The sequence below is a fragment of the Burkholderia cepacia genome (assembly GCF_001718835.1).
Lineage (GTDB): Bacteria > Pseudomonadota > Gammaproteobacteria > Burkholderiales > Burkholderiaceae > Burkholderia > Burkholderia cepacia_F.
In genome coordinates this window covers 702,982-727,163 of record NZ_CP013443.1, presented here as the reverse complement: position 1 = coordinate 727,163, position 24,182 = coordinate 702,982, and the positions used below count along the sequence as shown (strand labels likewise).

The 24,182-nt window shown below is 67.7% G+C and carries 25 protein-coding genes and 1 other RNA gene; 16 read left to right on the top strand and 10 right to left on the bottom strand.

Annotated elements, in window-relative coordinates; translation table 11 throughout:
• Window positions 1-127 precede the first annotated feature (127 nt).
• The 3 genes from WT26_RS06720 to WT26_RS06710 all read left to right on the top strand — a co-directional run bounded on the left by WT26_RS06720 (window position 128) and on the right by WT26_RS06710 (window position 3,741).
• Entirely contained in the window at window positions 128-637 is a 510-nt protein-coding gene (locus WT26_RS06720; protein ID WP_059528880.1) for an NUDIX hydrolase, read from the top strand.
• Window positions 634-1,791 carry a tRNA 2-thiouridine(34) synthase MnmA gene (mnmA, locus tag WT26_RS06715; protein ID WP_069272428.1) on the top strand — a complete coding sequence of 386 codons (1,158 nt, stop codon included), beginning with the start codon at window positions 634-636 and terminating at the stop codon, window positions 1,789-1,791. Before WT26_RS06720 ends, mnmA begins: the two co-directional genes overlap by 4 nt.
• Window positions 1,792-2,121: 330 nt before the next feature.
• Window positions 2,122-3,741 carry an FMN-binding glutamate synthase family protein gene (locus tag WT26_RS06710; RefSeq protein ID WP_069272427.1) on the top strand — a complete coding sequence of 540 codons (1,620 nt, stop codon included), beginning with the start codon at window positions 2,122-2,124 and terminating at the stop codon, window positions 3,739-3,741.
• A 99-nt stretch (window positions 3,742-3,840) separates the two neighbouring features.
• On the opposite strand, the gene WT26_RS06705 is transcribed toward WT26_RS06710, so the two are convergent.
• On the bottom strand, window positions 3,841-4,452 hold the full coding sequence (locus tag WT26_RS06705) for a glutathione S-transferase family protein (RefSeq protein ID WP_069273703.1): 612 nt from the start codon (window positions 4,450-4,452) through the stop codon (window positions 3,841-3,843).
• A gap of 184 nt (window positions 4,453-4,636) precedes the next feature.
• Between WT26_RS06705 and WT26_RS06700 the strand changes: the two genes are divergently transcribed.
• The 9 genes from WT26_RS06700 (at window position 4,637) to WT26_RS06660 (ending at window position 13,889) form a co-directional block, all read left to right on the top strand.
• A complete protein-coding gene (locus WT26_RS06700; RefSeq protein ID WP_069272426.1) occupies window positions 4,637-6,022 on the top strand; it encodes an aminopeptidase P N-terminal domain-containing protein in 1,386 nt (461 codons plus the stop codon).
• Window positions 6,023-6,062: 40 nt separating this feature from the next.
• Entirely contained in the window at window positions 6,063-7,250 is a 1,188-nt protein-coding gene (locus WT26_RS06695; protein WP_069272425.1) for a UbiH/UbiF/VisC/COQ6 family ubiquinone biosynthesis hydroxylase, read from the top strand.
• 163 nt (window positions 7,251-7,413) lie between these two features.
• Window positions 7,414-8,481: a tRNA dihydrouridine synthase DusB gene (gene dusB, locus WT26_RS06690; RefSeq protein WP_069272424.1), complete on the top strand. Its 1,068-nt coding sequence runs from the start codon at window positions 7,414-7,416 to the stop codon at window positions 8,479-8,481.
• On the top strand, window positions 8,478-8,711 hold the full coding sequence (locus WT26_RS06685; protein WP_006476892.1) for a Fis family transcriptional regulator: 234 nt from the start codon (window positions 8,478-8,480) through the stop codon (window positions 8,709-8,711). Before dusB ends, WT26_RS06685 begins: the two co-directional genes overlap by 4 nt.
• Before the next feature lie 44 nt (window positions 8,712-8,755).
• Window positions 8,756-10,321 carry a bifunctional phosphoribosylaminoimidazolecarboxamide formyltransferase/IMP cyclohydrolase gene (gene purH / locus WT26_RS06680; protein ID WP_059528856.1) on the top strand — a complete coding sequence of 522 codons (1,566 nt, stop codon included), beginning with the start codon at window positions 8,756-8,758 and terminating at the stop codon, window positions 10,319-10,321.
• 151 nt (window positions 10,322-10,472) lie between these two features.
• On the top strand, window positions 10,473-11,015 hold the full coding sequence (gene ruvC, locus WT26_RS06675) for a crossover junction endodeoxyribonuclease RuvC (protein ID WP_021162491.1): 543 nt from the start codon (window positions 10,473-10,475) through the stop codon (window positions 11,013-11,015).
• Window positions 11,016-11,149: 134 nt separating this feature from the next.
• The gene (gene ruvA, locus WT26_RS06670; protein WP_021162490.1) at window positions 11,150-11,731 is read left to right on the top strand and encodes a Holliday junction branch migration protein RuvA; all 582 of its coding nucleotides are present in this window, start codon (window positions 11,150-11,152) and stop codon (window positions 11,729-11,731) included.
• Window positions 11,732-11,839: 108 nt separating this feature from the next.
• The gene (ruvB, locus tag WT26_RS06665) at window positions 11,840-12,913 is read left to right on the top strand and encodes a Holliday junction branch migration DNA helicase RuvB (RefSeq protein WP_069272423.1); all 1,074 of its coding nucleotides are present in this window, start codon (window positions 11,840-11,842) and stop codon (window positions 12,911-12,913) included.
• Window positions 12,914-12,938: 25 nt separating this feature from the next.
• Window positions 12,939-13,889, top strand: coding sequence for an oxygenase MpaB family protein (locus tag WT26_RS06660; RefSeq protein WP_069272422.1), 951 nt, complete (start codon window positions 12,939-12,941; stop codon window positions 13,887-13,889).
• Between the two features lie 101 nt (window positions 13,890-13,990).
• Here WT26_RS06660 and WT26_RS06655 read toward each other — a convergent pair whose 3' ends face one another.
• Genes WT26_RS06655 through tyrS form a run of 3 tightly spaced genes read right to left on the bottom strand, consistent with a single transcriptional unit; the run spans window position 13,991 to window position 16,373 of the window.
• The gene (locus WT26_RS06655; RefSeq protein WP_069272421.1) at window positions 13,991-14,653 is read right to left on the bottom strand and encodes a histidine phosphatase family protein; all 663 of its coding nucleotides are present in this window, start codon (window positions 14,651-14,653) and stop codon (window positions 13,991-13,993) included.
• Window positions 14,654-14,676: 23 nt separating this feature from the next.
• Window positions 14,677-15,135 carry a D-aminoacyl-tRNA deacylase gene (gene dtd, locus WT26_RS06650; RefSeq protein WP_069272420.1) on the bottom strand — a complete coding sequence of 153 codons (459 nt, stop codon included), beginning with the start codon at window positions 15,133-15,135 and terminating at the stop codon, window positions 14,677-14,679.
• Window positions 15,132-16,373, bottom strand: coding sequence for a tyrosine--tRNA ligase (tyrS, locus tag WT26_RS06645; protein WP_069272419.1), 1,242 nt, complete (start codon window positions 16,371-16,373; stop codon window positions 15,132-15,134). The genes dtd and tyrS overlap by 4 nt, the downstream gene beginning before the upstream one ends.
• Window positions 16,374-16,571: 198 nt before the next feature.
• Here tyrS and WT26_RS06640 point away from each other — a divergent pair, with 198 nt between their 5' ends.
• Window positions 16,572-17,663, top strand: a complete 1,092-nt coding sequence (locus WT26_RS06640) for an anhydro-N-acetylmuramic acid kinase (protein WP_231130472.1) — start codon at window positions 16,572-16,574, stop codon at window positions 17,661-17,663.
• Between the two features lie 79 nt (window positions 17,664-17,742).
• Here the strand turns inward: WT26_RS06640 and erpA are convergent, their stop codons facing one another.
• The 3 genes from erpA to rplM form a co-directional block, all read right to left on the bottom strand.
• Window positions 17,743-18,117 (bottom strand): iron-sulfur cluster insertion protein ErpA, encoded by a 375-nt coding sequence (gene erpA, locus WT26_RS06635; protein WP_069272417.1) that lies wholly within the window; start codon window positions 18,115-18,117, stop codon window positions 17,743-17,745.
• Window positions 18,118-18,335: 218 nt separating this feature from the next.
• Window positions 18,336-18,728: a 30S ribosomal protein S9 gene (gene rpsI / locus WT26_RS06630; protein WP_011883283.1), complete on the bottom strand. Its 393-nt coding sequence runs from the start codon at window positions 18,726-18,728 to the stop codon at window positions 18,336-18,338.
• A 10-nt stretch (window positions 18,729-18,738) separates the two neighbouring features.
• Entirely contained in the window at window positions 18,739-19,167 is a 429-nt protein-coding gene (rplM, locus tag WT26_RS06625) for a 50S ribosomal protein L13 (protein ID WP_009687896.1), read from the bottom strand.
• A 293-nt stretch (window positions 19,168-19,460) separates the two neighbouring features.
• On the opposite strand from rplM, the gene WT26_RS06620 reads away from it, so the two are divergent.
• Window positions 19,461-19,700, top strand: a complete 240-nt coding sequence (locus tag WT26_RS06620; RefSeq protein WP_042583118.1) for a DUF1090 family protein — start codon at window positions 19,461-19,463, stop codon at window positions 19,698-19,700.
• A gap of 420 nt (window positions 19,701-20,120) precedes the next feature.
• On the top strand, window positions 20,121-20,585 hold the full coding sequence (locus WT26_RS06615; RefSeq protein WP_027788367.1) for an OsmC family protein: 465 nt from the start codon (window positions 20,121-20,123) through the stop codon (window positions 20,583-20,585).
• 70 nt (window positions 20,586-20,655) lie between these two features.
• Here the strand turns inward: WT26_RS06615 and rnpB are convergent.
• From rnpB to pyrC, 3 genes are all read right to left on the bottom strand, one after another.
• Window positions 20,656-21,067, bottom strand: an RNA gene (rnpB, locus tag WT26_RS06610) — RNase P RNA component class A.
• A gap of 33 nt (window positions 21,068-21,100) precedes the next feature.
• Window positions 21,101-21,970: a DUF3025 domain-containing protein gene (locus tag WT26_RS06605; RefSeq protein ID WP_069272416.1), complete on the bottom strand. Its 870-nt coding sequence runs from the start codon at window positions 21,968-21,970 to the stop codon at window positions 21,101-21,103.
• Window positions 21,967-23,031: a dihydroorotase gene (gene pyrC, locus WT26_RS06600; protein WP_059528836.1), complete on the bottom strand. Its 1,065-nt coding sequence runs from the start codon at window positions 23,029-23,031 to the stop codon at window positions 21,967-21,969. The genes WT26_RS06605 and pyrC overlap by 4 nt, the downstream gene beginning before the upstream one ends.
• A 208-nt stretch (window positions 23,032-23,239) precedes the next feature.
• Between pyrC and WT26_RS06595 the strand changes: the two genes are divergently transcribed.
• Window positions 23,240-24,142: a class II glutamine amidotransferase gene (locus WT26_RS06595; RefSeq protein WP_069272415.1), complete on the top strand. Its 903-nt coding sequence runs from the start codon at window positions 23,240-23,242 to the stop codon at window positions 24,140-24,142.
• Window positions 24,143-24,182 lie beyond the last annotated feature (40 nt).

Genomic DNA, 24,182 nt, shown 5'->3' with positions numbered 1-24,182 from the left:
CGTGCGGCGCTGTTGCATTGCAGCACTTGACAGACGCGCGCCGCCCGCGTCGATGATCTTTCGGGGTCGGAACATCCATCGCTGCATGCCCGGCAGTGTCCGGGCGCAACCGGTAAAATGCCGAACCATGAAACCCGAAATCTGGACCCCGCATGTGACGGTCGCGGCGCTCGTCGAGCACGCCGGCCGCTTTCTCGTGATCGAGGAAGAAACCTCGTCGGGCCTGCGCATCAACCAGCCGGCAGGCCATCTCGAAGCCGGCGAAACGCTGGCCGACGCCGTGATCCGAGAGACGCTCGAGGAAACCGCGCACCCGTTCACGCCCGACGCGCTCGTCGGCGTCTATCTCGCGCACTACGACCGTCCCGGCACGGCCGGCGCGACCTACCTGCGCTTCACGTTCTGCGGCACGGCCGGCGAGCCGATCGCGGGCCACGCGCTCGACGACGGCATCGTCCGCACGCTGTGGATGACCGCCGACGAACTGCGCGCGTGCAGCGCGCGCCATCGCTCGCCCGCGGTGATGCGCTGCGTCGACGATTACCTCGCCGGGCGACGCATTCCGCTCGATTTCGTGCATACGCATTCGGTCGCGCCGCGCCCCGAAGCATTCGAACGTCAGGCGGTCAACAAATGAGCAAGCGCCGTGTAGTGGTGGGCATGTCGGGCGGCGTCGATTCGTCGGTGACCGCGTGGCTGCTGAAGGAACAGGGTTACGACGTGGTCGGCCTGTTCATGAAGAACTGGGAAGACGACGACGACGGCGAATACTGCTCGACGCGCCAGGACTGGATCGACGTCGTGTCGGTGGCCGACCTGATCGGCATCGACGTGGAAGCGGTCAACTTCGCGGCCGAATACAAGGATCGCGTGTTCGCCGAGTTCCTGCGCGAATACTCGGCCGGCCGCACGCCGAACCCCGACGTGCTGTGCAACGCCGAAATCAAGTTCAAGGCGTTCCTCGACCACGCGATGTCGCTCGACGCGGAAATGATCGCGACGGGCCACTATGCGCGCGTGCGCGAACGCGACGGGCGTTTCGAGCTGCTGAAGGCCTTCGATCATACGAAAGACCAGTCGTACTTCCTGCACCGGCTGAACCAGGCGCAACTGTCGAAGACGATGTTCCCGCTCGGCGAGATCCCGAAGACGAAGGTGCGCGAGATCGCCGCGCAGATCGGGCTGCCGAACGCGAAGAAGAAGGATTCGACCGGCATCTGCTTCATCGGCGAACGGCCGTTCCGCGATTTCCTGAACCGCTATCTGCCGACGAAACCCGGCCCGATGAAGACGCCGGACGGCAAGGTCGTCGGCGAGCACATCGGCCTCGCGTTCTATACGTTCGGCCAGCGCAAGGGCATCGGCCTCGGCGGCAGCAAGAGCGGCAGCGGCGAACCGTGGTTCGTCGCCGCGAAGGACATCGCGTCGAACACGCTGTACGTCGTGCAGGGCCACGATCATCCGTGGCTGCTGTCGCGCGAGCTGGTTGCCGGCAACGTGAGCTGGGTCGCCGGCGCGCCGCCGGCCGAGGGCTTCGCGTGCGGCGCGAAGACGCGCTACCGGCAGGCCGACGCGGCCTGCTCGTTCGCACGGGCCGGCGGCGAGCGCTTCTCGCTGACGTTCGACGACGCGCAGTGGGCCGTCACGCCCGGCCAGTCGGCCGTACTGTACGACGGCGAGATCTGTCTCGGCGGCGGCATCATCGAATTCGCGGCGACCGGCCAGCCGGGCCAGCCCGGCCATGGGGCGCCCGCGGAGGCCGGCGCGCTGGCGCTCGCCGAAACACGCTGAGCGGCCTGCCGGCCCGTTCCCGATCCTCCCTCCCGAACCGCGCCGCGCCGCCGTCCGTCAGGCCGTGCGGCGCAACGCGCCGTCGTAGCGCTCGCGCGCCGCGTCGAGTTCGGGAAAATGCCGCCCGGCCCTGCCGGCGCGTCAGCGCAGGCCTGCCGGTTCCCGTAGTAGACTCTCGCCCAGCATCGGCGCCGGTCGCAGCGCGCATGCGCGGCCCCGCGAGACGGATGTCGCCGCGCACCCGGCACAGGCGGCCGCCGGCTGTTGCGCCCGCCGCCGCGCCGCTGCATCGCGCATCGCGGCGATCCAGAAAATGTATAGGGAGTCCCCATGTTTTCCCGACGCTATCTCGCGATGTGGTGCGCGGTCCTGCTGTTCGTGGCCGTCGCGGCGCTCGCCGCGCGGCACGCGATCGCGTGGCTGTGGATCCTGATTCCCGCCGCCCTCGTCGCGCTCGGCCTGTACGACCTGAAGCAGGACCGCCACGCGATCCTGCGCAACTACCCGCTCTGGGGCCACTTCCGCTTCCTGTTCGAATTCATCCGACCTGAAATCCGCCAGTATTTCGTCGAGGACGACACCGACGAGAAACCGTTCTCGCGCGCGCAGCGCAGCCTCGTCTACCAGCGCGCGAAGAACGTCGCCGACAACCGCCCGTACGGCACCGAGCTGAACGTGAAGGCCGTCGCGCACGAATGGATCAGCCACTCGCTCGCGCCGACGAAGCTGCCGAACCACGATTTCCGCGTCCGCGTCGGCGCGAATCGCGCGCAACCGTACGACATTTCGATCTTCAACATCTCGGCGATGAGCTTCGGCTCGCTGTCCGCGAACGCGATCCGCTCGCTGAACCTCGGCGCGAAGAAAGGCGGTTTCGCGCACGACACGGGCGAAGGCTCGCTGTCGAAGTACCACCGCGAGAACGGCGGCGACATCATCTGGGAAATCGCGTCCGGCTACTTCGGCTGCCGCAACGACGACGGCACCTTCAACCTCGACAAGTTCGCGAAGCAGGCCGCCGATCCGCAGGTCAAGATGATCGAGGTCAAGCTGTCGCAGGGCGCGAAGCCCGGCCACGGCGGCGTGCTGCCGGCCGCGAAGATCACGCCGGAAATCGCCGAGACGCGCGGCGTGCCGATGGGCAAGGACTGCATCTCGCCCGCGACGCACTCGGAATTCTCGACCCCGCGCGGGCTGCTCGAATTCGTCGAACGGCTGCGCACGCTGTCGGGCGGCAAGCCGACCGGCTTCAAGCTGTGCGTCGGCCATCCGTGGGAATTCTTCGGGATCGCGAAGGCGATGCTCGAGACCGGCATCGTGCCGGACTTCATCGTCGTCGACGGCGCGGAAGGCGGCACGGGCGCGGCGCCGCTCGAGTTCACCGACCACGTCGGCGTGCCGCTGCAGGAAGGGTTGCTGCTGGTGCACAACACGCTCGTCGGGATCGGCGTGCGCGACCGCGTGAAGATCGGCGCGAGCGGCAAGATCATCACCGCGTTCGACGTCGCCCGCACGCTCGCGATCGGCGCGGACTGGGTGAACTCGGCGCGCGGCTTCATGTTCGCGGTCGGCTGCATCCAGGCGCAGACCTGCCACACGGGCCGCTGCCCGACCGGCGTCGCGACGCAGGACCCGGTGCGCCAGCGCGCGCTCGTCGTGCCCGACAAGGCCGACCGCGTGTACAACTTCCACCGCAACACGCTGCACGCGCTGCAGGAGCTCGTGCAGGCGGCCGGCCTCGCGCATCCGTCGGAGCTGCGCGCGCATCACATCGTGCAGCGCATCGCGCCGCACGAGGTCCGGCTGATGTCGCAGCTGCTGAAGTACCTGAAGCCCGGCGCGCTGCTCGACGGCAACACCTGCGGCTTTACGCTGTACGACAAATGGTGGCCGATTTCGCGCAGCGATTCGTTCACGCTGGGCGATGCCGTGTACGCGTCGATCGAGTGACGGCGCCGGCCGCCCGGCAAGAAAAAACGCGCCTCGGGGCGCGTTTTTTCTTCTGCGGAATGTGCGGACGGCAACGGCGCCTGCCGATTCAGCCCCGACTCAGCCCTGCGGCACCGTATCGATGAACGACTGGCGCTGCAGCAGCTTCACGAAGTGCTTGTCGAGGTTCGGGTGGCGGTCGCGCCAGTTGAGCTCGGGCATCCGGAAGTCGAGATAACCGAGCGCGCAGCCGAGTGCGATGTCGGCAAGCGTGTAATGATTACCGACGCACCACGTCTTGCCGCCGAGCCCTTGCGACATCGCGACGAGCGCGTCGTCGATCTTGCGCTGCTGGCGTGCGATCCAGCTCGCGCTGCGCTGATGCGCATCGCGCTGCACGTTTTCGATGCGGATCGCGACCGACGCGTCGAGCACGCCGTCGCCCAGCGCTTCCCAGCAGCGCACTTCGACACGTTCGCGCCCGGACGGCGGAATCAGCTTGCCGACCGGCGACAGCGTGTCGACGTATTCGCAGATCACGCGGGAATCGAACACCGCGGCACCATCCTCCATCACGAGGCACGGGACCTTGCCGAGCGGATTCGAAGCATGAATATCCGTCTCCGGCGCCCACACGTTCTCGAGCTCCAGCTTGTAGTCGATCTTCTTTTCAGCCAGCACGATCCGCGCCTTGCGGACGTACGGGCTGCTGAGCGAACCGATTAATTTCATCATCTGCCTTTTTAAGGGAACCGCCGAGAGTATACGTTGTCGCCGATCATAACCGGCCGGCGTCGCCCGACAGAAAATCGCCCGGCCGGCCTGTGGATGGTTTGCAACAACCGCGCCGGCGCCGTTGCGGCCCCCTTCCCACGCCCTCTCACGCGCGGCGTCACGCGGCGCTACAATCGCACGAATGAACGCGCCCCTCGATACCGCCATCGCCGTCGACGTCTACCGCCAGCGCCGTGAACGCGTGCTTGCCGCACTGCGTGCCGCCGGCGGCGGCGTCGCCATCGTCCCCACCGCGCCGGAACTGCTGCGCAACCGCGATACGGCCTACCCGTACCGGTACGACAGCTACTTCCATTACCTGACGGGCTTCACCGAGCCGGATGCGGTGCTCGTGCTGAACGCGGCCGCACCGCACGGCGCGCCGGAGTCGATCCTGTTCTGCCGCGGCAAGAATGCCGACCGCGAGATCTGGGAAGGCTTCCATTACGGGCCCGAGGCCGCGCGCGATGCGTTCGGCTTCGACGCGGCCTTCGCGGTCGACGTGATCGATACCGAGATGCCGCGCCTGCTCGCCGACTCCGGCACCGTGCATTACCGGTTCGGCGCATCGGCCGACTTCGACCGCCGGCTCGCGGGCTGGATCGACGCGGTGCGTGCGCTGGCGCGCACGGGCGTCGCCGCACCGGACGCGATGCTCGACCTCACGCCGCTCCTCGACGACATGCGGCTCGTGAAGGACGAGCACGAACTCGCGATCATGATGCGCGCCGCGCACATCTCCGCGCTCGCGCACCGCCGCGCGATGCAGGCGTGCCGCCCCGGCATCCGCGAATACGAGCTCGAGGCCGAGCTGCTGTACGTGTTCCGCAAGCACGGCGCGCAGTCGCCCGCGTACGGCTCGATCGTCGCGGCCGGCGCGAACGCATGCGTGCTGCACTACCCGGCCGGCAACGCAAGCGCGAAGGACGGCGACCTGATCCTGATCGACGCCGCGTGCGAACTCGACGGCTACGCGTCGGACATCACCCGCACGTTCCCGGCCAACGGGCGCTTCTCGCCCGCGCAGCGCACGCTGTACGACATCGTGCTCGCCGCCCAGCAGGCCGCCATCGACGCGACGCGCGCCGGCGTGCCGTTCGAAGCGCCGCACGACGCTGCCGTGCGCGTGCTCGCGCAGGGGCTGCTCGACACCGGCATCATCCCGAAAACGCGCTTCTCGAACGTCGACGACGTCGTCGCCGAGCGTGCGTACACGCGCTTCTACATGCACCGCACCGGCCACTGGATCGGCATGGACGTGCACGATTGCGGCGACTACCGCGAGCGGCTCGCCGAGCGCGACGGCAACGGCGCGCTGCCCTGGCGCACGCTGAAGGCCGGCATGACGCTGACGGTCGAACCCGGCCTGTATGTGCGCGCGGCCGACGACGTGCCGCCCGAGTACTGGAACATCGGCATCCGCATCGAGGACGACGCGATCGTGCGCGAGCAGGGCTGCGAGCTGATCACCCGCGGCGTGCCCGTCGCGGCGGACGAGATCGAAGCGCTGATGCGCGCACTCGCATGACCGGCTGCCGCCGACCGTTACCTCCGTTTCACGAATCAAGATGACGACCGCCTCCTCCCCGGCCACGCCGGACTACGATCTCGCCATCGTCGGCGCAGGCCCAGTCGGGCTCGCGCTCGCCGGCTGGCTCGCGCGCCGCAGCGCCACGCAGCACGCATCGATCGCGCTGATCGATGCGCGTGAACCGGCCGCAAGCGCGAACGATCCGCGCGCGATCGCCGTGTCGCACGGCAGCCGCGTGCTGCTCGACACGCTCGCGTGGCCCGCCGACGCGACGCCGATCGAACACATCCACGTATCGCAGCGCGGCCATTTCGGCCGCACGCTGATCGACCGCGACGAACACGACGTCGCCGCGCTCGGTTATGTCGTGCGCTTCGGCTCGCTCGTGCAGGCGCTCGCGGGCGCCGTGCGCGGCACCCGCGTCGACTGGCTCACGTCGACCACCGCGCGCGCGCCGCAGCAGGATGCCGACGGCGTCACGCTGACGCTCGACGGCCCGCAAGGCGAGCGCACGCTGCGCGCACGCATCGTCATCAACGCCGAAGGCGGGCTGTTCCACGAACAGCGGGCCGATACCGGCAAGCATCGCCGCGACTACGGCCAGACCGCGCTCGTCGGCACGGTCACGGTATCGGCGCCGCGCCCGAACGTCGCATGGGAACGCTTCACGCACGAAGGCCCGCTCGCGCTGCTGCCGCTCGGCGGGCCGCGCCAGGCCGAATACGCGCTCGTGTGGTGCTGCACGCCCGGCGAAGCGGCGCGACGCGCCGCACTGCCCGACGACGCGTTCCTGCGCGAGCTCGGCAGCGCGTTCGGCGAACGCATGGGCGACTTCGTCGCGATCGCGGGCCGCGCGTCGTTCCCGCTCGGCCTGAGCGCCGCGCAGACGCTCGTCAACGGCCGCGTCGCGATCGTCGGCAACGCCGCGCAAACCCTGCACCCCGTCGCGGGCCAGGGGCTCAACCTCGGGCTGCGCGATGCGCATACGCTCGTCGACACGCTGTCCACGCAAGGCTTCGAAGCGACCGCGCTCGCCACCTTCAACGCGCGCCGCGCACTCGACCGGCGCTTCACGATCGGCGCGACCGACACGCTGGCACGCCTGTTCACGATCGACTCGGGCCCGCTCCCGCTGCTGCGCGGCGCCGCGCTCACCGCGCTCGAGTTCGTGCCGCCGCTCAAGAAGGTGATCGCGCGCCAGATGATGTTCGGCCAGCGCCGCTGACGCGCGCGCCGCTGCCCCCGCCGCACCGCGCGGTGTCCGATGCGCGCCACGCGCAGCGCGCCGGACAAACCGGGTCAAATCGGCGGGGCATGGGAATACGGTAAAATGCGCGTTTCCGTCTGCCCTTTTCCTGCCCGCGCCCGTCGCGGGCGGCGCCATTGCGATGCCCGTTATCGGCCCTCACGTTTTGCGTAACAACCTGTTCGTCGCCCCGATGGCCGGCGTGACGGATCGTCCGTTCCGCCAGCTCTGCAAGCGGATGGGGGCCGGTTACGCCGTGTCCGAGATGGTCGCGTCCAACGCGCAGCTGTGGAAAAGCGCGAAGACGATGCGGCGCGCGAACCACGAAGGCGAAGTGGAGCCGATCGCGGTCCAGATCGCGGGCGCCGATCCGGCGATGATGGCCGAAGCGGCCCGCTACAACGTCGACAACGGCGCGCAGATCATCGACATCAACATGGGCTGCCCGGCGAAGAAGGTCTGCAACGTCGCCGCCGGCTCCGCGCTGCTGCAGAACGAGCCGCTCGTGCAGCGCATCGTCGAGGCGGTCGTCGCGGCGGTCGGCACGGGGCCCGATGCGGTGCCCGTCACGCTGAAGATCCGCACGGGCTGGGATCGCGAGCACAAGAACGCGAGCACGGTCGCGCGCCTGGCCGAAGCCGCCGGCATTTCGATGCTCACCGTGCACGGCCGCACGCGCGCCGACCTGTACCGCGGCGACGCCGAATACGACACCATCGCGGCCGTGAAGGCGGCGGTGCGGATTCCGGTGGTCGCGAACGGCGACATCACGTCGCCCGCGAAGGCGAAGGCCGTGCTCGACGCAACCGGCGCCGATGCCCTGATGATCGGTCGTGCCGCGCAAGGTCGGCCCTGGCTGTTCCGCGAAATCGACCATTTCCTGCAAACCGGCGAGCTGCTGCCCCCGCCGCGGATCGACGAGATCCAGCACGTGATGAACGAACACCTGGAAGACCACTACGCCTTCTACGGTGAATTCACGGGAGTCCGTACTGCGCGCAAGCACATCGGCTGGTACACTCGCGGCCTTTCCGGTGCCAACGGGTTCCGGCACAGGATGAACACGCTCGATTCCACCCGCGAGCAGCTCGCCGCCGTCAACGCATTCTTCGAGGCGCAAAAGGCGCTGTCGGACCACCTCGTCTACGTCGACGACGAAGAGGAAAACGGCCAGGGCGAGTCGGACGACCATAACCAGTTAGCAGCATGAGCAAGCACAACATCGAACAATGTGTCCGCGAGAGCCTGGACGTGTATTTCCGGGATCTAGACGGCTCCAATCCGCACGACGTCTATGAAATGGTGATGTCCTGCGTCGAAAAGCCGATGCTCGAGGTCGTGCTCGTACAGGCAGGCGGCAACCAGTCGCTCGCCGCGGAGTACCTCGGCATCAATCGCAATACGCTGCGCAAGAAGCTGCAGCAGCACGGCCTGCTGTAGGCGGCCGTCCCGTCCCCGTTTCCCTGGCTATTGGTGGTTCCATCATGATCAAGCAAGCGCTCATTTCCGTTTCCGACAAGACCGGCATCGTCGACTTCGCGAAGTCGCTGTCCGACCTCGGCGTCAAGCTGCTGTCGACGGGCGGCACCGCGAAACTCCTCGCCGACGCCGGCCTGCCCGTCACCGAAGTGGCCGATTACACGGGCTTCCCGGAAATGCTCGATGGGCGCGTGAAGACGCTCCACCCGAAGGTGCACGGCGGCATCCTCGCCCGCCGCGACCTGCCCGAGCACATGCAGGCGCTGGAACAGCACGGCATCCCGACGATCGACCTGCTCGTCGTGAACCTGTATCCGTTCGTCGCGACGATCGCGAAGGACGACTGCACGCTCGCCGACGCGATCGAGAACATCGACATCGGCGGCCCGACGATGCTGCGCTCGGCCGCGAAGAACCATCGCGACGTGACCGTCGTCGTCGATCCGGCCGACTACGCGGTCGTGCTCGACGAAATGAAGGCGAACGGCAACGCGGTGGGCTACGCGACCAACTTCCGCCTCGCGACGAAGGTGTTCGCGCACACCGCGCAATACGACGGCGCGATCACGAACTACCTGACGAGCCTGACCGACGAGCTGAAGCACGCCTCGCGCAGCGCGTACCCGGCGACGCTGAACATGGCGTTCGACAAGGTGCAGGACCTGCGCTACGGCGAGAACCCGCACCAGAGCGCCGCGTTCTACCGTGACCTCGCGACGCCGGCCGGCGCGCTGGCGAACTACCGCCAGCTGCAGGGCAAGGAACTGTCGTACAACAACATCGCGGATTCCGACGCGGCATGGGAATGCGTGAAGACGTTCGACGCGCCCGCCTGCGTGATCATCAAGCATGCGAACCCGTGCGGCGTCGCGGTCGGCAACGATTCGGCCGACGCGTACGCGAAGGCGTTCCAGACGGATCCGACGTCGGCCTTCGGCGGCATCATCGCGTTCAACCGCGAAGTCGACGAAGCGGCCGCGCAGGCGGTGGCCAAGCAGTTCGTCGAAGTGCTGATCGCGCCGTCGTTCACGGACGCCGCGAAGCAGGTGTTCGCCGCGAAGCAGAACGTGCGCCTGCTCGAGATCGCGCTGGGCGACGGCCACAACGCATTCGACCTGAAGCGCGTGGGCGGCGGCCTGCTCGTGCAGTCGCTCGATTCGAAGAACGTGCAGCCGAGCGAGCTGCGCGTCGTCACGAAGCGCCAGCCGACCGCGAAGGAAATGGACGACCTGCTGTTCGCGTGGCGCGTCGCGAAGTACGTGAAGTCGAATGCGATCGTGTTCTGCGGCAACGGCATGACGCTCGGCGTCGGTGCGGGCCAGATGAGCCGCGTCGATTCCGCGCGCATCGCAAGCATCAAGGCGCAGAACGCGGGCCTGACGCTGGCCGGTTCGGCCGTCGCGTCGGATGCGTTCTTCCCGTTCCGCGACGGCCTCGACGTCGTCGTGGCGGCCGGCGCGACCTGCGTGATCCAGCCGGGCGGCTCGATGCGCGACGACGAAGTGATCGCCGCAGCCGACGAGCACGGCATCGCGATGATCCTGACGGGCGTGCGTCACTTCCGTCACTGATCGCTTGCGGCCCGCACGGCCGCGGCACGACGACCCGGCGGCATTGCACCCGCCGGGTTTTTTATTGCGCCGCGCCGGCGCACGCAACCGTGCGGCCGGTGCCGCCCACCATTCGTTGTAGTATCGCTGCATCAGGTTTTTCTCCTCACTCATGCGAATTCTCGGCATCGACCCCGGCCTGCGCGTCACCGGTTTCGGCATCATCGACGTCAGCGGCCACCGGCTCGCCTATGTCGCGAGCGGTGTGATCCGCACGCCGACCGCCGACCTGGCCACCCGGCTCGGCACGATCTTCCAGGGCGTCTCGACCATCGTGCGCGAGCACGCACCCGACCAGGCCGCGATCGAAAAGGTGTTCGTCAACGTGAACCCGCAGTCGACGCTGCTGCTCGGCCAGGCGCGCGGCGCCGCGATCTGCGGCCTCGTCGCGGGCGGCCTGCCCGTCGCCGAATACACGGCGCTGCAGCTCAAGCAGGCCGTGGTCGGCTACGGCCGCGCGACCAAGACGCAGATGCAGGAAATGGTCACGCGGCTGCTCAATCTCTCCGGACAGCCGGGCTCCGACGCGGCCGACGCGCTCGGCATGGCGATCTGCCACGCGCACGGCGGCGACACGCTCAGCACGCTCGGCGGCCTCGCGCCGGCGCTCGCGAAGAAAGGGCTGCGCGTACGGCGCGGGCGGCTGGTCGGCTGACGCCCGGCGGCGCGCACCGGGCGATCGCCCTGCCGCGCGCCCTGCTTCCTGCACCCCCGGCCGAACGGCCGGCCCATCGGTTTTCCGCCGCACGTGCGCTACACTCGCGCTTTATTCCTCGCATCCCGCCCTCCATGATCGGTCGCATCGCCGGCATCCTGCTCGAAAAGAACCCGCCTCACCTGCTCGTCGACTGCAACGGCGTCGGCTACGAAATCGACGTGCCGATGAGCACCTTCTACAACCTGCCGCAAACGGGCGAGCGCGTCGTGCTGCTCACCCAGCAAATCGTCCGCGAGGACGCGCACCTGCTGTACGGCTTCCTGACGCCTCAGGAGCGCACGACCTTCCGCGAACTGCTGAAGATCACCGGCATCGGCGCGCGCATGGCGCTCGCCGTGCTGTCCGGCATGAGCGTGCAGGAGCTCGCGCAGGCCGTGACGATGCAGGACGCCGCACGCCTCACGCGCCTGCCCGGCATCGGCAAGAAGACGGCCGAGCGCCTGCTGCTCGAACTGAAGGGCAAGCTCGGCGCCGATCTCGGCGCGCTCGCCGGCGCCGCGTCGCCGTCCGACCATGCAACCGACATCCTCAACGCGCTGCTTGCGCTGGGCTATTCCGAAAAGGAAGGCCTGGCCGCGATCAAGAACGTGCCGGCCGGCACCGGTGTATCCGAAGGCATCAAGCTCGCGCTGAAGGCGCTGTCGAAGGCGTAACGCGCGTTCAATCCGGCCGTCGAAACCAGTGTCGCGCGGCGCGGCACCGCGCGCCAGTCGGCCGTTCGGCCAGGTGGGCCGGAGTGCGGCGCGCGGTACAATGGCCGCATGATTGAAACCGACAAACTCGCCACCGAGCAGCAGCGGATCATCGCCGCCACGCCCGCCTCGTCGCACGAGGAGGTGTTCGAACGTGCGCTGCGGCCGCGCCAGCTCGACGACTACGTCGGCCAGGAAAAGGTGCGCGGCCAGCTCGAGATCTTCATCGAAGCCGCCAAGCGCCGCTCCGAGCCGCTCGACCACGTGCTGCTGTTCGGGCCGCCAGGCCTCGGCAAGACGACGCTCGCGCACATCATCGCGCGGGAGATGGGCGTGAACCTGCGCCAGACGTCGGGCCCCGTGCTCGAGCGCGCGGGCGATCTCGCCGCGCTGCTGACGAACCTCGAGGCGAACGACGTGCTGTTCATCGACGAAATCCACCGGCTGTCGCCGGTCGTCGAGGAAATCCTGTATCCGGCGCTCGAGGATTACCAGATCGACATCATGATCGGCGAAGGCCCGGCCGCGCGCAGCGTGAAGCTCGACCTGCAGCCGTTCACGCTGGTCGGCGCCACCACCCGCGCCGGGATGCTGACCAATCCGCTGCGCGACCGTTTCGGGATCGTCGCGCGCCTCGAGTTCTACGACGCCGATCAACTGTCGCGCATCGTGCGGCGCTCGGCATCGCTGCTGAACGCGCAGATCGATCCGAACGGTGCGCTGGAAATCGCGAAGCGCTCGCGCGGCACGCCGCGGATTGCGAACCGGCTGCTGCGCCGCGTGCGCGACTTCGCGGAAGTGAAGGCCGACGGCCAGATCACCGCGGCCGTCGCCGATGCCGCGCTCGCGATGCTCGACGTCGATCCGGTCGGCTTCGACCTGATGGACCGCAAGCTGCTCGAGGCGATCCTGTACAAGTTCGACGGCGGCCCGGTCGGTATCGACAACCTCGCGGCGGCGATCGGCGAAGAGCGCGATACGATCGAGGACGTACTCGAGCCCTACCTGATCCAGCAGGGCTTCCTGCAGCGCACCCCGCGCGGGCGCGTCGCGACGCTGCTCACGTATCGCCACTTCGGGCTCGCCGCGCCGGATACGGGCAACCCGGCGCGCGGCGCATGGGAGGCGTCCGACGGGCAGTGACCGCCCGCCCGACGCTACACCGGCGATGACGACGCCATCCAATCCTCCCCCCGGCGCGCCGGTGCCGCACCCGCGCTGGGCCGAGCCGATCCGCAAGCGGCTCGTGGCCGGCGTCACGCACCTGACGACGGGCAGCGGCCCGTCACTCGACTTTTCGTTGCCGCCCGGAGACCCGGGGCTGTTCGGCCCCGACGCCGTCTGCTGGCGCGTGCATGCCGACTTCACGTCGATGATGACGGGCGGCATCGCCGCCCTGCTGCTGCAGGCGCTCCATCCGCTCGCCCTCGCGGGCGTCTGGGATCACTCGTCGTTTCGCACCGACATCCTGGGTCGCTTGCGGCGCACCGCCACGTTCATTACCGGTACGACCTTCGGCAGCCGCGCCGACGCACTCGCGCTGATCGAGCGCGTGAAGGCGATTCACGCGAAAGTGCACGGCACCGCGCCCGACGGACGGCCCTACCGCGCCGACGATCCGGCGTTGCTGACCTGGGTGCACGTCGCGGAAGTGTCGAGTTTTCTCGCCGCGCATCTGCGCTACGTGAATCCGGCCCTGCCGGGCGAGTTGCAGGATCGTTACTACGCCGAAACGGCGCGCATCGCCGAGATGCTCGGCGCGCAGGACGTGCCCCGTTCGCGTGCCGAGGTGGCCGCGTATCTCGCGCGCATGCAGCCCGAACTCGAGGCCGGGCCGCGTACGTTCGACGTGATGTCCATCCTGCTGAACGTGCCGGTCGCACGGCCGGCGATGCGGCCCGCCGCAACCCTCGTGATGCATGCCGGAATCGACCTGCTGCCGCCGTGGGCGCAGCGCATGCTCGGCGTATCGGCATTCGCGCCGCTGCGACGCGCGGTGGTCCGGCCAGGCATACGGGTCGTCGCACCCGTGCTGCGCTGGGCGCTCGTCAATGGCGCATCGAGGCGCGCCCGGCGGCGCGCGACCGCGGCGCCGCAAAGCGGCAAGCCCTCTGCCTGACAGCCGCCTTCCAAATAGTTCGATTCGCCGTCGCATTCATGTGACGAGCTGCGCGCGCAGCCGGCCACGGCCTGCCGCGAACGACCGGGCGCGGCCTGCGCTCAGAGCACCTTGCGGTACCCGTCGTCGTCGCTTGCGGTGTCCAGGTGCGACACGTCGGCCCACTGCACGACCTGTGCGCGACCATCCACGTAATCGACGACGTTGATGCTCGTGTTGAGCAGTTGGTAATTGCGCGGCGCCGACAGTTCGATGCCGTTTGCAAACCGGTACACGCTGTCGAGCACGCCGCCGTGCGCGACACACGCGATCCGTCCGCCCGGGTGCGCGGCCACGATCGGCTCGAGCGCGTGCAGCACGCGGTGATAGAACTCACGCTGCGACTCGCCGCCTTCCGGCGCGAAGCCCGGATCGCGCGTCTGCCACGCCGCGTATGCGTCCGGAAACAGCGCCTCGATCTCGGTACTGTCGTGCCCCTGGAAGATGCCGTACGCACGCTCGCGCAAGCCTGCGCGCAGCACGAGCGGCAGGCCGAGCGCATCGGCGAAGGGCTGCGCGGTCTGTTGCGCGCGCATCAGGTCGCTCGAATAGACCGCGTCGATCCGCGCGCCGTCGCGCGTTTCGCGCGCAAGACGCACGGCCAGCCGCTGCGCCTGCGCGAGCCCCGTGTCGGCCAGCGGGATGTCGATATGGCCCTGGATGCGCTTGATGCGATTCCAGGCCGTCTCGCCATGGCGGATGAAAAGAATCTGCGTGGTGGCCATCGCGGCGCGTCTCCGGGGAAGAATCAGGGCCGTACTTGCAGCCAGAATGTCACGGGGCCGTCGTTGACGAGCGACACCTGCATGTCGGCGCCGAACTCGCCCGTCTCGACGACCGGATGGCGCGCGCGCGCGGCCGCGACGAAATGGTCGAAGAGCCGCGCGCCCTCGTCGGGCGGCGCGGCCGGTGTGAAGCTCGGACGCAGCCCGCTGTTGGTATCGGCCGCCAGCGTGAACTGCGACACGAGCAGCAGGCCGCCTGCGCGGCCCTCGCCGTCGATGTTCGACACCGGCAGGTTCATCTTGCCGGCGGCGTCGCTGAACACACGGTAGCCGAGCATTTTCGCGAGCAGCTTGTCGGCCGCTGCCTCGGTGTCGCCGCGCTCCGCGCAGACGAGCGCGAGCAGGCCCGCGCCGATCTCGCCCGTCGTGCGGTCGCCGACGCGCACGTCGGCGCGCTTCACACGCTGGATCAGCGCGATCATGCGGTCAGCGTGACGCGCGCGAAGCGGCGCTTGCCGACCTGGACGACGAACTCGCCGGCTTCGACCTTCAGGCCCTTGTCCGACACGGTCGCGCCATCGATCTTCACGCCGCCCTGGTCGATATTGCGCAGCGCTTCGCTCGTCGACGGCACGAGGCCCGCCTGCTTCAGCAACTGGCCGATCGCGAGCGGTGCGCCCGCGAGCGTGACCGACGGGATGTCGTCCGGCACGCCGCCCTTCGCACGGTGGTTGAAATCCTCGAGCGAACGCTCGGCGTCGGCCTGCGAGTGGAACCGCGCGACGATCTCCTGCGCGAGCAGCACCTTGAAGTCGCGCGGGTTGCGGCCGCCTTCGGCCTCGCGCTTGAAACCGGCGATCTCGTCGAGGCTGCGGAACGACAGCAGTTCGAAGTACCGCCACATCAGCGTGTCCGAGATGCTCATCAGCTTGCCGAACATGTCGGTCGGCTTCTCGCTGATGCCGACGTAGTTGCCCTTCGACTTCGACATCTTCTCGACGCCGTCGAGGCCTTCGAGCAGCGGCATCGTGAGAATGCACTGCTGTTCCTGGCCATACTGCTTCTGCAGTTCGCGGCCGACCAGCAGGTTGAACTTCTGGTCGGTGCCGCCCAGTTCGAGATCGGCGTTCAGCGCGACCGAATCGTAGCCCTGCATCAGCGGGTACAGGAATTCGTGGATCGAGATCGGCACGCCGCCCTGGAAGCGCTTCGTGAAATCCTCGCGTTCGAGAATCCGCGCAACCGTGTAACGCGACGCGAGCTTGATCATCCCGTCCGCGCCGAGCGGCATCGACCATTCGCTGTTGTAGCGGATCTCGGTCTTCGCGCGATCGAGCACGAGCGCGGCCTGCTCGAAGTAGGTCTTCGCGTTCGACTCGATCTGCTCGCGCGTGAGCGGCGGGCGCGTCGCGTTGCGGCCCGACGGATCGCCGATCAGCGACGTGAAATCGCCGATCAGGAAAATCACCGTGTGGCCGAGGTCCTGCAGCTGACGCATCTTGTTCAGCACGACGGTGTGGCCGATGTGGATGTCGGGTGCGGTCGGGTCGAGGCCGAGCTTGATGCGAAGCGGCGTGCCCGTGGCCGCGCTGCGCGCGAGCTTCTGCGCGAACTCTTCCTCGATCAGCAGTTCGTCGACGCCGCGCTTCGTGACGGCGAGCGCATGCCGGACTTCGTCGGTGATCGGGAAAACGGGCTTGGAACTGGGTTCGGTGCTCATCGGTGCCAGGAAGAATGTCGCAAAAACAGGGATTTTCCCATAACTTGCGCGCCCGTCGCTTAACGGCGCGCCGCGTTGCGCGGATAATCGGGCGCAAGGCGCGCGGCACCGGCCCGCGCCGCACGATCCAGGAGGGTTCACGTGCCGCTGCGACGTCCATCATCCGGCCATCCGGCCGACGGCATCTACTTCGGGCTGATGTCGGGAACCAGCATGGACGGCGTCGATGGCGTCGCCGTGCGTTTCGAGGCCGGCAAGCCGCCGGCCGTGCTTGCCGAGGCCTTCGTCGGCTTCGCGCAATCGCTGCGCGACGCGCTGTTCGCGCTGCAGCAGCCCGGCGACGACGAGATCGACCGCGAATCGCTCGCCGCGAACGCGCTGGTCGCGCGCTATGCGGTGTGCTGCCACGAGTTGCAGCGCACGGCCGGGCTGTCGCGCGACGAGATCCGCGCGATCGGCGTGCACGGCCAGACCGTGCGCCATCGCCCCGAGCGCGGTTATACGCGGCAGATCAACAACCCGGCCCTGCTCGCCGAGCTGACCCAGGTCGACGTGATCGCCGATTTCCGCAGCCGCGACGTCGCGGCAGGCGGCCACGGGGCGCCGCTCGCGCCGGCCTTCCATGCAACGGTATTCGGCGCACCGGGCGAGACGCGCGTGGTCTGCAATCTCGGCGGGATCAGCAACGTCACGATCCTGCCCGGCGAAGGCGGCGACGTGCGCGGTTTCGACTGCGGCCCCGCGAATGCGCTGCTCGACGAATGGGCGACCCGCCATCTCGGCAAGCCGTACGACGACGGCGGCAAGTTCGCGGCGCGCGGCACCGTCCATGCAGCGCTGCTCGACGTGCTGCTCGACGAGCCCTATTTCGCCGCACCGCCGCCGAAAAGCACCGGGCGCGACCTGTTCAATCCCGCCTGGCTCGACGCGAAACTGGCCGCATTCGCGCAGCTCGCGCCGGAGGATGTGCAGGCCACGCTCACGGCGCTGACGGCCGTGTCGATCGCGCACGAGATCGCGCAGCATGCGCCCGACTGCACGGCCGTCCATGTGTGCGGCGGCGGCGCACGCAATCCGGTGCTGCTCGATGCGCTTTCAAGCGCGCTACGCGACCGCGGCGTGCGTGCGGCAGTCGACACGACGGCCGCGCTCGGCGTGCCGCCCCAGCAGGTCGAGGCACTCGCGTTCGCGTGGCTCGCGCACCGTTTCACCGCGCGCCAGCCCGGCAATCTCGCGACGGTCACCGGTGCGGCCGGCAACCGCGTGCTCGGCGCGCTCTATCCGCGCTGAAGCGGCATGCGCGCATAGAAAACGGGGCTTCATGCCCCGTTTTTTCATTCCGGCGAACCGGCGTGGATCTGTCGTGCGCTCAGACCGAGAACGACGAGCCGCACCCGCAGGTGGTGGTCGCGTTCGGGTTCTTGATCACGAACTGGGCGCCGTTGAGGTCGTCCTTGTAGTCGATCTCGGCGCCGACCAGGTACTGGTAGCTCATCGAGTCGATCAGGAGCTGGACGCCGTTCTTGTTCATCACGGTATCGTCCTCGTTGACTTCCTCGTCGAACGTGAAGCCATACTGGAAGCCGGAGCAGCCACCGCCCTGCACGAATACGCGCAGCTTCAGGTCGGGATTGCCCTCTTCGTCGATCAGTTGCTTGACCTTGTCGGCTGCGGCGTCGGTGAAGACGAACGGAACCGGCATTTCGGCCGCCGTCGTTGCTGCGGATTCGGTAACAGCGTTCATTGCGAACTCTCCAAAAAGCTTTAGCCGCTATTGTAGGGCCGATCAGAAGATCGTGCTGATGTCCATGAAATCAATAGGTTCTTGTCGATTTCATCAAACACGCATGCGCAGGCCGCGGCAGCACGCGCCTGGAAACGGACATAAAAAAACCGCCAGCGCGAAAGCTGGCGGTTTTTCCGGCGGACGCCGCCCGGGAGCGGCGCGGCCATGAAGCGGAATTAACGCTTCGAGAACTGCTTGGCGCGGCGTGCCTTGCGCAGACCGACCTTCTTACGCTCGACTTCACGTGCATCGCGCGTGACGAAGCCTGCGTTCGACAGCGACGGCTTCAGCGTCGCATCGTAGTCGATCAGTGCACGGGTGATGCCGTGGCGCACTGCACCTGCCTGACCCGTTTCACCGCCGCCGTTCACGTTCACCTTGATGTCGAACGTCTGGCCGTGGTTCGTGAGTTCCAGCGGTTGACGCACGATCATCAGCGACGTTTCGCGCGAGAAGTAGTCAGCGATGGGCTTGCCGTTGACGATGATGTCGCCCTTGCCAGCCTTGATGAAGACACGTGCGACTGCGCTCTTGCGGCGGCCCGTACCGTAGTTCCAGTTACCGATCATGTGGGTCCCCTTAGATCTCGAGCGCCTTCGGCTGTTGAGCCGAGTGCGGATGCGTCGCTTCTGCGTAGACCTTCAGCTTCTTGATCATCGCGTAGCCGAGCGGGCCCTTCGGCAGCATGCCCTTGACCGCCTTCTCGAGCGCGCGGCCCGGGAAGCGTTCCTGCATCTTGCCGAACGTCGTTTCATAGATACCGCCCGGGTAGCCCGAGTGACGGTAGTACTTCTTGTCCAGCGTCTTGTTGCCCGTGACCTTCAACTTGCTCGCGTTGATGATGATGATGAAATCACCAGTGTCGACGTGCGGGGTGAACTCAGGCTTGTGCTTGCCGCGCAGACGGCGTGCCACTTCGCTGGCAACACGGCCGAGAACCTTATCCGTCGCGTCAATCACGTACCATTCGCGCGTCACCTCATGGGCTTTTGCGGAAAACGTCTTCATGATCGATCCAAAAAAATTGCTTTGCCCGATGTGTTCTTCCTGCTTGTCTGTGTGCGCTTCGAGGCGCGGTGCAGGCTCTCCCTGTTCTTTTTCCGTGGGCATGAATGCGGAAAAGCCCTGAATTATAAAGGAAATACCGCAACGCGGTCAAAGGGAATCCGCATCCGGGTGTCCGGCTCGCCGAAAATCGGCCAAAATCCGGTCCTGCCCCGTTATATCCGGCGATTCCGAGCGCCCGGGGGCATCCATCGGCGCACGCAAGAACGCGCCGGACAAGGAAAACAACAGCCACGATGAAGAAACGACTCACGCCACTCCTGACGGCCGCCCTGCTGGGCGGCGCCACATCGGCCGCCGCCGACCCGGCCGGCTGCACCGCGAAACTCGACTCGCTCGACGCGCGCATCGCCGCCGCGCGCGAAGCACGCGCCGAGGACCGCGTCGCGAAACTGCGCGCGGTGCGCGAACGCGTCCGCCACTTCTGCGCGCGCCGCCAAGGTCATGCATCAGCCGTCGCCGCCCCAGGCGCCTGACGCTCGCGAGACGCGCACATTGCGCGCCGATGTTTGCATGGGACGAAAAAAAGCCCGAACGGCTGGTTCGGGCTTAATCCACCATAGGAGGAGGGTGGAGGAGACATTCGGAGGTTGCCGCAGCGCGACAACCAATGAGGCTCATTATACGAACGGGCAGCCAGCAGCACAAGAAAATTTGCATTACGAAATCTACAACCATAATGCGAAATTTCGATATCGCAAGCCAGCTATCCAATTTTCCTTTTGAAATCATCTATTTGCAGAATCCAGGGAGTCGAGCTGACCGCACCCGGCTAGAGCAAAACCCCTAAATCCCGAAGGGAATTTGCGTTCCCGCGCCCCGTCGCGAAGCCCGCGGCGGCGCACGCCGATCCGCATCGTGCGGCGCATCAGCCGGCCACGGCCGTGCGGGCTACAATGCCGGATCGAATCCGAATCAGGCAACGCTGGAGTGCAAGCATGGAATGCAAAGTAAGCTGGATGGGGCAGGACGGCATGGCGTTTTCCGCCGAGACCGGCAGCGGCCACCTCGTCGCGATGGACGGCGCGCCCGAAGGCGGCGGCCACAACCTCGCGCCGCGCCCGATGGAAATGGTGCTGCTCGGCACCGGCGGCTGCACGGCCTATGACGTCGTGCTGATCCTGAAGAAGAGCCGCCAGGAAGTCAGCGGCTGCTCGGTCACGCTGAAGGCCGAACGCGCGAGCGAAGACCCGAAGGTCTTCACGAAAGTGCACTTCCACTTCACCGTCACCGGCCGCAACCTGAACCCGGCCACGGTCGAACGCGCGATCAACCTGTCGCACGACAAGTATTGCTCCGCGTCGATCATGATCGCGAAGACGGCCGAACTCACGCATTCGTTCGACATCGTCGCCGGCTGAGCGCGCGGCGAGCGCACATGAAAAAAGGGCCGGCGCTCCGTCGGGAGACGCCGGCCCTTTCGCATTCGAACGGCAAAGCAGGCCGATAAGCCGGATTCTGTGCACGCTGCGCGCCGAAGCACGCAACGCGTGGCAGCCATTCCTCTAGGCGCGCCATTGCTGACGCGCTCAAGCTTCCTACCCGCAGACGAGACGGGGGCCCCGTCCTGCATCCGGAGATGCACGCCTGCCTACTTGGAATTGCTCCGGGTGGAGGTTACCGTGCCGGCGAACGTCGCCGTCGCCGCGGTGCGCTCTTACCGCACCGTTTCACCCTTACCTGATCCCGGCTTGCGCCGGGCCATCGGCGGTTTGCTTTCTGTTGCCCTGTTCCGCGTGTCGCCACGGATGGCCGTTAGCCATCACCCTGCCCTGTGGAGTCCGGACTTTCCTCGCCCCCGCGCGCCCGAAGGCGGCGAGGCCGCGACTGCCTGGCCTGCTTTGCGACGCGCATTCTAGCACTGTGCGTCCGGCCGTTACAGTGGCCGAGTCCGCCGCCCGCTGCGAAACACGGCCGGATCGTCGTAGAACGCGGGCTCGGCATTCGCATCGCACCAGCCCGGCACGCCCAGCACCGGGAGCGGTGCGAAATCGCGGCTCGTCAGGTCTCGCGCCGCGAGCATCCGCGCGACCTGCGCATCGACGTGCGCGGCCCGGCGCGCGGCCGGCCACGAAAAATAGTCGGCGCTCACTTGGACGATCCACGTGTGCGCGGTGCAGGATTTGTAAGGCGCGACGAGTTTCTCGAGCAGCGCATGGCCGACCAGCCGCGCCTCGCAGCGCGTGCCCCACGCATCGCGCGCGGCGACCAGCAGCCGCGGCCAGTCGAACCCGCGCAGCGCGTCGGCGAGCGCACGGTCGGCCGTCACGAACAACGCGGCGTTCTCGTCGAACAGCGTGAGCGCGTCGCGCAACGGGCCGCGCACGGGGCCGACCCCGCCCGCTTCGTCGATCGCCGCGGCCTGGCGCGCATTCAGTGCGGCCTTGACGCGCGGATACGCGAACCAGACGAGCGCGTTGAAGAAGTCGTGCAGATTGTGGCGGGTCGGGACACCGCCCGTCTCCGCGATATGGGTCTCGTACGCGACGCCGGGCGGCAGGTCCGCTTGCGGCACGAAGCGCAGCGGCGCGCCGCGGCCGGTGACGAGCGGCGTGCCGCCCGTCGCGCCATCCAGTGCACCGTTCAGCGCGTCGAGCAGCGCGGCCTCGCCGTCGAGCGCGCCCGCCTGCGCGACGCGCCCTGTCGCGGCAAAGCCCGCGAGCCACGGCACGGACCAGTCGATCCGCGCGAACGCCGCCGCACCGCTGTCCGGCTCACCGGCCGCGCGCGGCGGCGCGATGGTCACGCCAGTTTCCAGCCGATCGTCTCGCCGCCGCGCAGCGGCACGACGGGCGTATCGCCCGCGAAGATCTCGCGCGGCAATTCCCACGCCTCGCGACGCAGCGTGACCGTCTCGGCGCTGCGCGGCAGCCCGTAGAAATCGGCGCCGAAGAAGCTCGCGAAGCCTTCCAGCCTGTCGAGCGCACCGGCGTGGTCGAACGCTTCCGCATACAGTTCGAGCGCATGCAGCGCCGTATAGCAGCCCGCGCAGCCGCACGCGGTTTCCTTCGCGTCGCGCGCATGCGGCGCGCTGTCGGTACCGAGGAAGAAGCGCGGATTGCCCGACGTCGCGGCCTCGACCAGCGCGACGCGATGCGTCTCGCGCTTCAGCACCGGCAGGCAGTAGTAATGCGGGCGAATCCCGCCGACGAACAGCGCATTGCGGTTGTACAGCAGGTGATGCGCGGTGATCGTCGCGCCGAGCAGGCCGGGCGCCGCATCGGCGTCGCGCACGTAGTCGGCCGCGTCCTTCGTCGTGATGTGTTCGAACACGACCTTCAGGCCCGGGAAATCGCGGCGCAGCGGCGTCATCACGCGGTCGATGAAGACCTTCTCGCGGTCGAACAGGTCGATCGACGCATCGGTCACCTCGCCGTGCACGAGCAGCGGCATGCCGGTTTCCTGCATCGCCTCGAGCGTCTTCGCGCATTTCGCGAGATCGGTGACACCGTGGTCGGAATTCGTCGTCGCACCGGCCGGATACAGCTTCACGCCGTGCACGAAGCCGCTTTCGCGCGCGCGGCGGATCTCGTCGGGCGGCGTGTTGTCGGTCAGGTACAGCGTCATCAGCGGCTCGAACGTCATCCCGGCCGGCAGCGCGGCGAGGATGCGCTCGCGATAGGCCTGCGCCTGCGCGGTGGTCGTCACCGGCGGCTTCAGGTTCGGCATGACGATCGCGCGGCCGAACTGGCGCGCGGTGTGCGGCAGCACGGCGGCCAGCATGTCGCCGTCTCGCAGGTGCAGGTGCCAGTCGTCGGGACGGGCGAGCGAGAGCGTCGCCGGGGAGGAAGCGTTCGAGGCAGTCATAGGAGGCGTCGTGAGGAACGGCCGGGCCATCGGCGGGGCCGGAACGCGCGTGCGCGGGCCGACTGACGGCAAACCGCAACACGGGGCCTTTGGCCAGCGGAATCCGCTTTTTACCGCTCAGGGCTCGGTGATATGCTAGAAGCCGCATTGTACCGGGGTTCGCCCGGTTCGTTACCCCCCCCCGCCTCAGCCTGCTGCCCCAAGTAAAATGTGCCAACTCTTAGGAATGAACTGCGCCGCGCCGACGGACGTCACATTCTCCTTCACAGGTTTCGCGGCCCGGGGCGGGCTCACCGATCACCATGCCGACGGCTGGGGCATCGCGTTCTTCGAGGACAAGGCCTGCCGCCTGTTCATCGATCACCAGGCATCGGCCACGTCGCCGATCGCCGAAATGGTGAAGCGCTACCCGATCAAGTCCAAGAACACCATCGCGCACATCCGCAAGGCGACGCAGGGCCACATCCTGCTCGAGAACAGCCATCCGTTCATGCGCGAGCTGTGGGGCCGGCACTGGATCTTCGCGCATAACGGCGACCTCCAGGACTACGCACCGGACATGGACGGCAGCGTCTATCATCCGGTCGGCACGACCGACAGCGAACAGGCGTTCTGCGTGCTGATGCAGGGGCTGCGCGAAACGTTTCCCGGCGCGCAGCCGCCGCTGCCCGAACTGTTCGAGCGCGTCGGCGAGCTGACACGCGGCATCACCGATCACGGCGTGTTCAATTTCCTGATGTCGAACGGCCAGGCGCTGTTCGCGCACTGCTCGACGCGGCTGCACTACCTCGTGCGGCGCTGGCCGTTCTCGACCGCGCATCTCGTCGACGAAGACCTGTCGATCGACTTCGCGAAATACACGACACCCGAGGATCGCGTCGCGGTGATCGCGACGCAGCCGCTCACCGACAACGAAGTCTGGACCGCGTTCGAGCCGGGCGAACTGATCATGTTCCAGTGCGGCGACGTCGCCGCGCGGATGCGGATCCCGGTGCCCGAACGCGTGCTCGAGAAGCTGCGCAATCCGGCGCTCGACGCATCGGCGTCGGCGCCCGTGCGGCCGCTGCCGGCCGTCGAGGCGGACGTCAGCGAGGACGCGTTCGACTTCTGAACGCGCGCTCCGACGCGCGGATACGAAAACGCCCGGCAGC

Excerpts from the sequence above, each read along its gene's own strand:
- pyrC (WP_059528836.1), bottom strand. The coding sequence starts at position 23,031 with ATGACTGCCTCGAACGCTTCCTCCCCGGCGACGCTCTCGCTCGCCCGT.
- WT26_RS06595 (WP_069272415.1), top strand. The coding sequence starts at position 23,240 with ATGTGCCAACTCTTAGGAATGAACTGCGCCGCGCCGACGGACGTCACA.
- WT26_RS06620 (WP_042583118.1), top strand. The coding sequence starts at position 19,461 with ATGAAGAAACGACTCACGCCACTCCTGACGGCCGCCCTGCTGGGCGGC.
- WT26_RS06615 (WP_027788367.1), top strand. The coding sequence starts at position 20,121 with ATGCCGGATCGAATCCGAATCAGGCAACGCTGGAGTGCAAGCATGGAA.
- ruvA (WP_021162490.1), top strand. The coding sequence starts at position 11,150 with ATGATCGGTCGCATCGCCGGCATCCTGCTCGAAAAGAACCCGCCTCAC.
- ruvC (WP_021162491.1), top strand. The coding sequence starts at position 10,473 with ATGCGAATTCTCGGCATCGACCCCGGCCTGCGCGTCACCGGTTTCGGC.
- mnmA (WP_069272428.1), top strand. The coding sequence starts at position 634 with ATGAGCAAGCGCCGTGTAGTGGTGGGCATGTCGGGCGGCGTCGATTCG.
- WT26_RS06720 (WP_059528880.1), top strand. The coding sequence starts at position 128 with ATGAAACCCGAAATCTGGACCCCGCATGTGACGGTCGCGGCGCTCGTC.
- WT26_RS06705 (WP_069273703.1), bottom strand. The coding sequence starts at position 4,452 with ATGAAATTAATCGGTTCGCTCAGCAGCCCGTACGTCCGCAAGGCGCGG.
- WT26_RS06710 (WP_069272427.1), top strand. The coding sequence starts at position 2,122 with ATGTTTTCCCGACGCTATCTCGCGATGTGGTGCGCGGTCCTGCTGTTC.
- WT26_RS06685 (WP_006476892.1), top strand. The coding sequence starts at position 8,478 with ATGAGCAAGCACAACATCGAACAATGTGTCCGCGAGAGCCTGGACGTG.
- ruvB (WP_069272423.1), top strand. The coding sequence starts at position 11,840 with ATGATTGAAACCGACAAACTCGCCACCGAGCAGCAGCGGATCATCGCC.
- rplM (WP_009687896.1), bottom strand. The coding sequence starts at position 19,167 with ATGAAGACGTTTTCCGCAAAAGCCCATGAGGTGACGCGCGAATGGTAC.
- WT26_RS06640 (WP_231130472.1), top strand. The coding sequence starts at position 16,572 with ATGTCGGGAACCAGCATGGACGGCGTCGATGGCGTCGCCGTGCGTTTC.
- WT26_RS06700 (WP_069272426.1), top strand. The coding sequence starts at position 4,637 with ATGAACGCGCCCCTCGATACCGCCATCGCCGTCGACGTCTACCGCCAG.
- dtd (WP_069272420.1), bottom strand. The coding sequence starts at position 15,135 with ATGATCGCGCTGATCCAGCGTGTGAAGCGCGCCGACGTGCGCGTCGGC.
- purH (WP_059528856.1), top strand. The coding sequence starts at position 8,756 with ATGATCAAGCAAGCGCTCATTTCCGTTTCCGACAAGACCGGCATCGTC.
- WT26_RS06695 (WP_069272425.1), top strand. The coding sequence starts at position 6,063 with ATGACGACCGCCTCCTCCCCGGCCACGCCGGACTACGATCTCGCCATC.
- tyrS (WP_069272419.1), bottom strand. The coding sequence starts at position 16,373 with ATGAGCACCGAACCCAGTTCCAAGCCCGTTTTCCCGATCACCGACGAA.
- WT26_RS06655 (WP_069272421.1), bottom strand. The coding sequence starts at position 14,653 with ATGGCCACCACGCAGATTCTTTTCATCCGCCATGGCGAGACGGCCTGG.
- WT26_RS06660 (WP_069272422.1), top strand. The coding sequence starts at position 12,939 with ATGACGACGCCATCCAATCCTCCCCCCGGCGCGCCGGTGCCGCACCCG.
- dusB (WP_069272424.1), top strand. The coding sequence starts at position 7,414 with ATGCCCGTTATCGGCCCTCACGTTTTGCGTAACAACCTGTTCGTCGCC.
- erpA (WP_069272417.1), bottom strand. The coding sequence starts at position 18,117 with ATGAACGCTGTTACCGAATCCGCAGCAACGACGGCGGCCGAAATGCCG.
- rpsI (WP_011883283.1), bottom strand. The coding sequence starts at position 18,728 with ATGATCGGTAACTGGAACTACGGTACGGGCCGCCGCAAGAGCGCAGTC.